We start from the raw sequence: 5,621 nt of genomic DNA on the forward strand, positions 1-5,621 counted from the left end.
AGAAAGACAAAACCCCCGGCCGGTATTCCGGTCGGGGGTTTTGAGGGTAAGGTAGCCTGACGATGACCTACTTTCACAGACGTCCGTCCACTATCATCGGCGCAAAGGCGTTTCACTGTCCTGTTCGGGATGGGAAGGAGTGGGACCACCTTGCTATGGTCGTCAGGCTTTGACTGGTTGGCGGGCTGTTGATCGCGCGAGGATGGTGAGATCCTGGCGCAGGCTCGAACAACCTGCCCAATTGGGAAGAAGCGCAACAGTGTGGCAGCAGGGATGCTGCCTGGTGTGTGACTGCGGCACACGCTACAACCGCCAGGGTTATAGGATCAAGCCGCACGGGCAATTAGTATCGGTTAGCTCAACGCATTACTGCGCTTCCACACCCGACCTATCAACGTCCTGGTCTCGAACGGCCCTTCAGGGGGGTCAAGCCCCCGGGAGATCTTATCTTCAGACGAGTTTCCCGCTTAGATGCCTTCAGCGGTTATCTCTTCCGTACATAGCTACCCGGCAATGCCATTGGCATGACAACCGGTACACCAGCGGTACGTCCATTCCGGTCCTCTCGTACTAGGAACAGGCTCCGTCAAATCTCCAGCGCCCACGGCAGATAGGGACCAAACTGTCTCACGACGTTTTAAACCCAGCTCACGTACCTCTTTAAATGGCGAACAGCCATACCCTTGGGACCGGCTACAGCCCCAGGATGAGATGAGCCGACATCGAGGTGCCAAACACCGCCGTCGATATGAACTCTTGGGCGGTATCAGCCTGTTATCCCCAGAGTACCTTTTATCCGTTGAGCGATGGCCCTTCCATACAGAACCACCGGATCACTATGTCCTGCTTTCGCACCTGTTCGACTTGTCAGTCTCACAGTTAAGCACGCTTATGCCATTGCACTATCAGCACGATTTCCGACCGTACCTAGCGTACCTTCGAACTCCTCCGTTACCCTTTAGGAGGAGACCGCCCCAGTCAAACTGCCCACCATGCACTGTCCCCGACCCGGATAACGGGCCAAGGTTAGAACCGCAAACAAATCAGGGTGGTATTTCAAGGTTGGCTCCACCGAATCTAGCGACTCGGTTTCAACGCCTCCCACCTATCCTACACAGACCGGTTCACAGTCCAATGCAAAGCTGCAGTAAAGGTTCATGGGGTCTTTCCGTCTAGCCGCGGGTAGATTGCATCATCACAAACATTTCAACTTCGCTGAGTCTCAGGAGGAGACAGTGTGGCCATCGTTACGCCATTCGTGCAGGTCGGAACTTACCCGACAAGGAATTTCGCTACCTTAGGACCGTTATAGTTACGGCCGCCGTTTACCGGGGCTTCGATCAAGAGCTTGCACTCCATCAATTAACCTTCCGGCACCGGGCAGGCGTCACACCCTATACGTCCACTTTCGTGTTTGCAGAGTGCTGTGTTTTTATTAAACAGTCGCAGCCACCGATTCTCTGCGACCCTTTCACGCTCAGCGCGCAGGCGCTTCACGCTACCAGGGCATACCTTCTCCCGAAGTTACGGTATCAATTTGCCGAGTTCCTTCTCCTGAGTTCTCTCAAGCGCCTTAGAATACTCATCCCGTCCACCTGTGTCGGTTTGCGGTACGGTCTCGTTTAACTGAAGCTTAGAGGCTTTTCTTGGGACCACTTCCAATCACTTCGCGAACAAGTTCGCTCGTGCCACACCCTTGAATTACGCACCCGGATTTGCCTAAGTGCCTTCTTCGATGCAGCAACGGGGACTTCCAACACCCCGATGACCTTCCGCGATCCGTCCCCCCATCGCATTAAACGACGGTGCTGGAATATTAACCAGCTTCCCATCAGCTACGCATCTCTGCCTCGCCTTAGGGGCCGACTCACCCTACGCCGATGAACGTTGCGTAGGAAACCTTGGACTTACGGCGAGAGGGCTTTTCACCCTCTTTATCGCTACTCATGTCAGCATTCGCACTTCTGATACCTCCAGCAGCCTTTACAAGCCACCTTCGCAGGCTTACAGAACGCTCCCCTACCACGCATGGATAAATCCACGCATCCGCAGCTTCGGTATATCGCTTAGCCCCGTTACATCTTCCGCGCAGGACGACTCGATCAGTGAGCTATTACGCTTTCTTTAAAGGATGGCTGCTTCTAAGCCAACTTCCTGACTGTCTATGCCTTCCCACTTCGTTTCCCACTTAGCGATATTTGGGGACCTTAGCTGGCGGTCTGGGTTGTTTCCCTCTTGAGTCCGGACGTTAGCACCCGGTGCTCTGTCTCCCGAGCTGTACTTCCAGGTATTCGGAGTTTGCAATGGTTTGGTAAGTCGCCATGACCCCCTAGCCATAACAGTGCTCTACCCCCTGGAGTAATACTCGAGGCACTACCTAAATAGTTTTCGGGGAGAACCAGCTATTTCCAGACTTGTTTAGCCTTTCACCCCTATCCACAGCTCATCCCCTAGTTTTTCAACACTAGTGGGTTCGGTCCTCCAGCACGTGTTACCGTGCCTTCAACCTGGCCATGGATAGATCGTCTGGTTTCGGGTCTACACCCAGCGACTGAACGCCCTATTCGGACTCGCTTTCGCTACGCCTCCCCTATTCGGTTAAGCTTGCCACTGAATGTAAGTCGCTGACCCATTATACAAAAGGTACGCCGTCACCCCACAAGGAGGCTCCGACTGTTTGTATGCATGCGGTTTCAGGATCTATTTCACTCCCCTTCCGGGGTTCTTTTCGCCTTTCCCTCACGGTACTGGTTCACTATCGGTCGATCACGAGTATTTAGCCTTGGAGGATGGTCCCCCCATCTTCAGACAGGATTTCACGTGTCCCGCCCTACTTATCGTACGCTTAGTCCCACTTCAATGATTTCGAATACAGGGCTATCACCTGCTATGGCCGGAGTTTCCAATCCGTTCTTCTATCACCGAAGCTAACTCGTACAGGCTGATCCGATTTCGCTCGCCGCTACTTTCGGAATCTCGGTTGATTTCTTTTCCTCGAGCTACTGAGATGTTTCAGTTCACCCGGTTCGCCTCGTTACCCTATGTATTCAGATAACGATACCGCCGAAGCGGTGGGTTTCCCCATTCGGAAATCTGCGGATCAAAGCTTGTTTGCCAGCTCCCCGCAGCTTATCGCAGGCTACTACGTCCTTCATCGCCTGTGATCGCCAAGGCATCCACCACATGCACTTAGTCGCTTGATCCTATAACCGTAGCGGCTATAGGCTGGTTTACTCTAGCGTTTGTGCCGTTCCAGAACATGAGCATTCTGGAACTGATATATGCAATCACAACCCGTTATTCGACATATACTCCACTGGCTCTTAACCAGCGTGTCGAACAACATTTACTGTTGTGCTTCTTCCAAATTGTTAAAGAACAGCCAAATCGTACTACACCGAGCCAAAGCCCAGCTTTAAGCACAGCACGCTGCGCTTAAACCTGAATTCTGGTGATCCGAGGAATTCCCACCGAAAATGGTGGAGGTTGACGGGATCGAACCGACGACCCCCTGCTTGCAAAGCAGGTGCTCTCCCAGCTGAGCTAAACCCCCACAGAAACATGCGCTTCTGCTTACTGGTGGGTCTGGTTGGATTCGAACCAACGACCCCCGCCTTATCAAGACGGTGCTCTAACCGACTGAGCTACAGACCCTTATTCCACGGATCTGCATCCCAGGCCAAGGAACGTCAAGCTACTTACGCTTGCCCCTTTTCCTCACCGATCCAGCTTAATGAACAACCGATAAGAGTGGACACTTGATCAAGCACTTTACGCGCTGAAAGGAGGTGATCCAGCCGCACCTTCCGATACGGCTACCTTGTTACGACTTCACCCCAGTCATGAACCCTACCGTGGTAAGCGCCCCCCTTACGGTTAGGCTACCTACTTCTGGTAGAACCCACTCCCATGGTGTGACGGGCGGTGTGTACAAGACCCGGGAACGTATTCACCGCGACATGCTGATCCGCGATTACTAGCGATTCCGACTTCATGCAGTCGAGTTGCAGACTGCAATCCGGACTACGATCGGGTTTCTGGGATTGGCTCCCCCTCGCGGGTTGGCTGCCCTCTGTCCCGACCATTGTATGACGTGTGAAGCCCTACCCATAAGGGCCATGAGGACCTGACGTCATCCCCACCTTCCTCCGGTTTGTCACCGGCAGTCTCATTAGAGTGCCCTTTCGTAGCAACTAATGACAAGGGTTGCGCTCGTTGCGGGACTTAACCCAACATCTCACGACACGAGCTGACGACGGCCATGCAGCACCTGTGTTCCGGTTCTCTTTCGAGCACTCCTAAATCTCTTCAGGATTCCAGACATGTCAAGGGTAGGTAAGGTTTTTCGCGTTGCATCGAATTAATCCACATCATCCACCGCTTGTGCGGGTCCCCGTCAATTCCTTTGAGTTTTAATCTTGCGACCGTACTCCCCAGGCGGTCAACTTCACGCGTTAGCTGCGCTACCAAGCTCCGAAGAACCCAACAGCTAGTTGACATCGTTTAGGGCGTGGACTACCAGGGTATCTAATCCTGTTTGCTCCCCACGCTTTCGTGCATGAGCGTCAGTATTATCCCAGGGGGCTGCCTTCGCCATCGGTGTTCCTCCACATATCTACGCATTTCACTGCTACACGTGGAATTCCACCCCCCTCTGACATACTCTAGTTCGGGAGTTAAAAATGCAGTTCCAAGGTTGAGCCCTGGGATTTCACATCTTTCTTTCCGAACCGCCTGCGCACGCTTTACGCCCAGTAATTCCGATTAACGCTTGCACCCTACGTATTACCGCGGCTGCTGGCACGTAGTTAGCCGGTGCTTATTCTGCGGGTACCGTCAGTTACGCCAGGTATTATCCGGCGCCGTTTCTTTCCCGCCAAAAGTGCTTTACAACCCGAAGGCCTTCTTCGCACACGCGGCATGGCTGGATCAGGGTTGCCCCCATTGTCCAAAATTCCCCACTGCTGCCTCCCGTAGGAGTCTGGGCCGTGTCTCAGTCCCAGTGTGGCTGGTCGTCCTCTCAAACCAGCTACGGATCGTCGCCTTGGTAGGCCTTTACCCCACCAACTAGCTAATCCGACATCGGCCGCTCCAATAGTGAGAGGTCTTGCGATCCCCCCCTTTCCCCCGTAGGGCGTATGCGGTATTAGCCACGCTTTCGCGTAGTTATCCCCCGCTACTGGGCACGTTCCGATGCATTACTCACCCGTTCGCCACTCGCCGCCAGACCGAAGTCCGCGCTGCCGTTCGACTTGCATGTGTAAGGCATGCCGCTAGCGTTCAATCTGAGCCAGGATCAAACTCTTCAGTTTAATCTCTAGATTTGTTTCGTACTATGGGACGAATCCCATGGCACGATCGCTTGCGTACTCAAAGAAATTGCAGATAAATGATTTACCTACAAACTTCTTTATATGAGCACTTGATTTCTTTTGCGTTGATCGCTTGAACCAGTTTGACCCGGCCCAACCGTCTCGCACCCAACCAAGTGCCCACACTTATCGGCTGTTTATTTGTTAAAGAGCGGTACTGCCTACTGCTTCGCTTTCCTGCCGTTCGCTGCGCTGTCTTGCTTGGCGCTGCGTCATCAGCAGAGAAACGAGATTATGAAGAAGTTTTTT

2 tRNA genes and 3 rRNA genes are annotated in these 5,621 nt (G+C 53.2%); all 5 read right to left on the reverse strand.

Features of this window, described 5'->3' with window-relative positions:
- Positions 1-54 precede the first annotated feature (54 nt).
- Positions 55-167, reverse strand: a 5S ribosomal RNA gene (gene rrf / locus AC1Q6E_RS27655).
- A gap of 155 nt (positions 168-322) precedes the next feature.
- Positions 323-3,203: ribosomal RNA gene (locus AC1Q6E_RS27660) — 23S ribosomal RNA — on the reverse strand.
- Positions 3,204-3,477: 274 nt separating this feature from the next.
- A tRNA-Ala gene (locus AC1Q6E_RS27665) sits at positions 3,478-3,553 on the reverse strand.
- Positions 3,554-3,577: 24 nt separating this feature from the next.
- A tRNA-Ile gene (locus AC1Q6E_RS27670) sits at positions 3,578-3,654 on the reverse strand.
- 127 nt (positions 3,655-3,781) lie between these two features.
- Positions 3,782-5,312, reverse strand: a 16S ribosomal RNA gene (locus AC1Q6E_RS27675).
- The 16S, 23S and 5S rRNA genes sit together here with 2 tRNA genes alongside, the layout of an rRNA operon.
- Between the last annotated feature and the right edge of the window lie 309 nt (positions 5,313-5,621).

The sequence above is a fragment of the Pigmentiphaga sp. MLSB6-MA01 genome, from assembly GCF_058793475.1.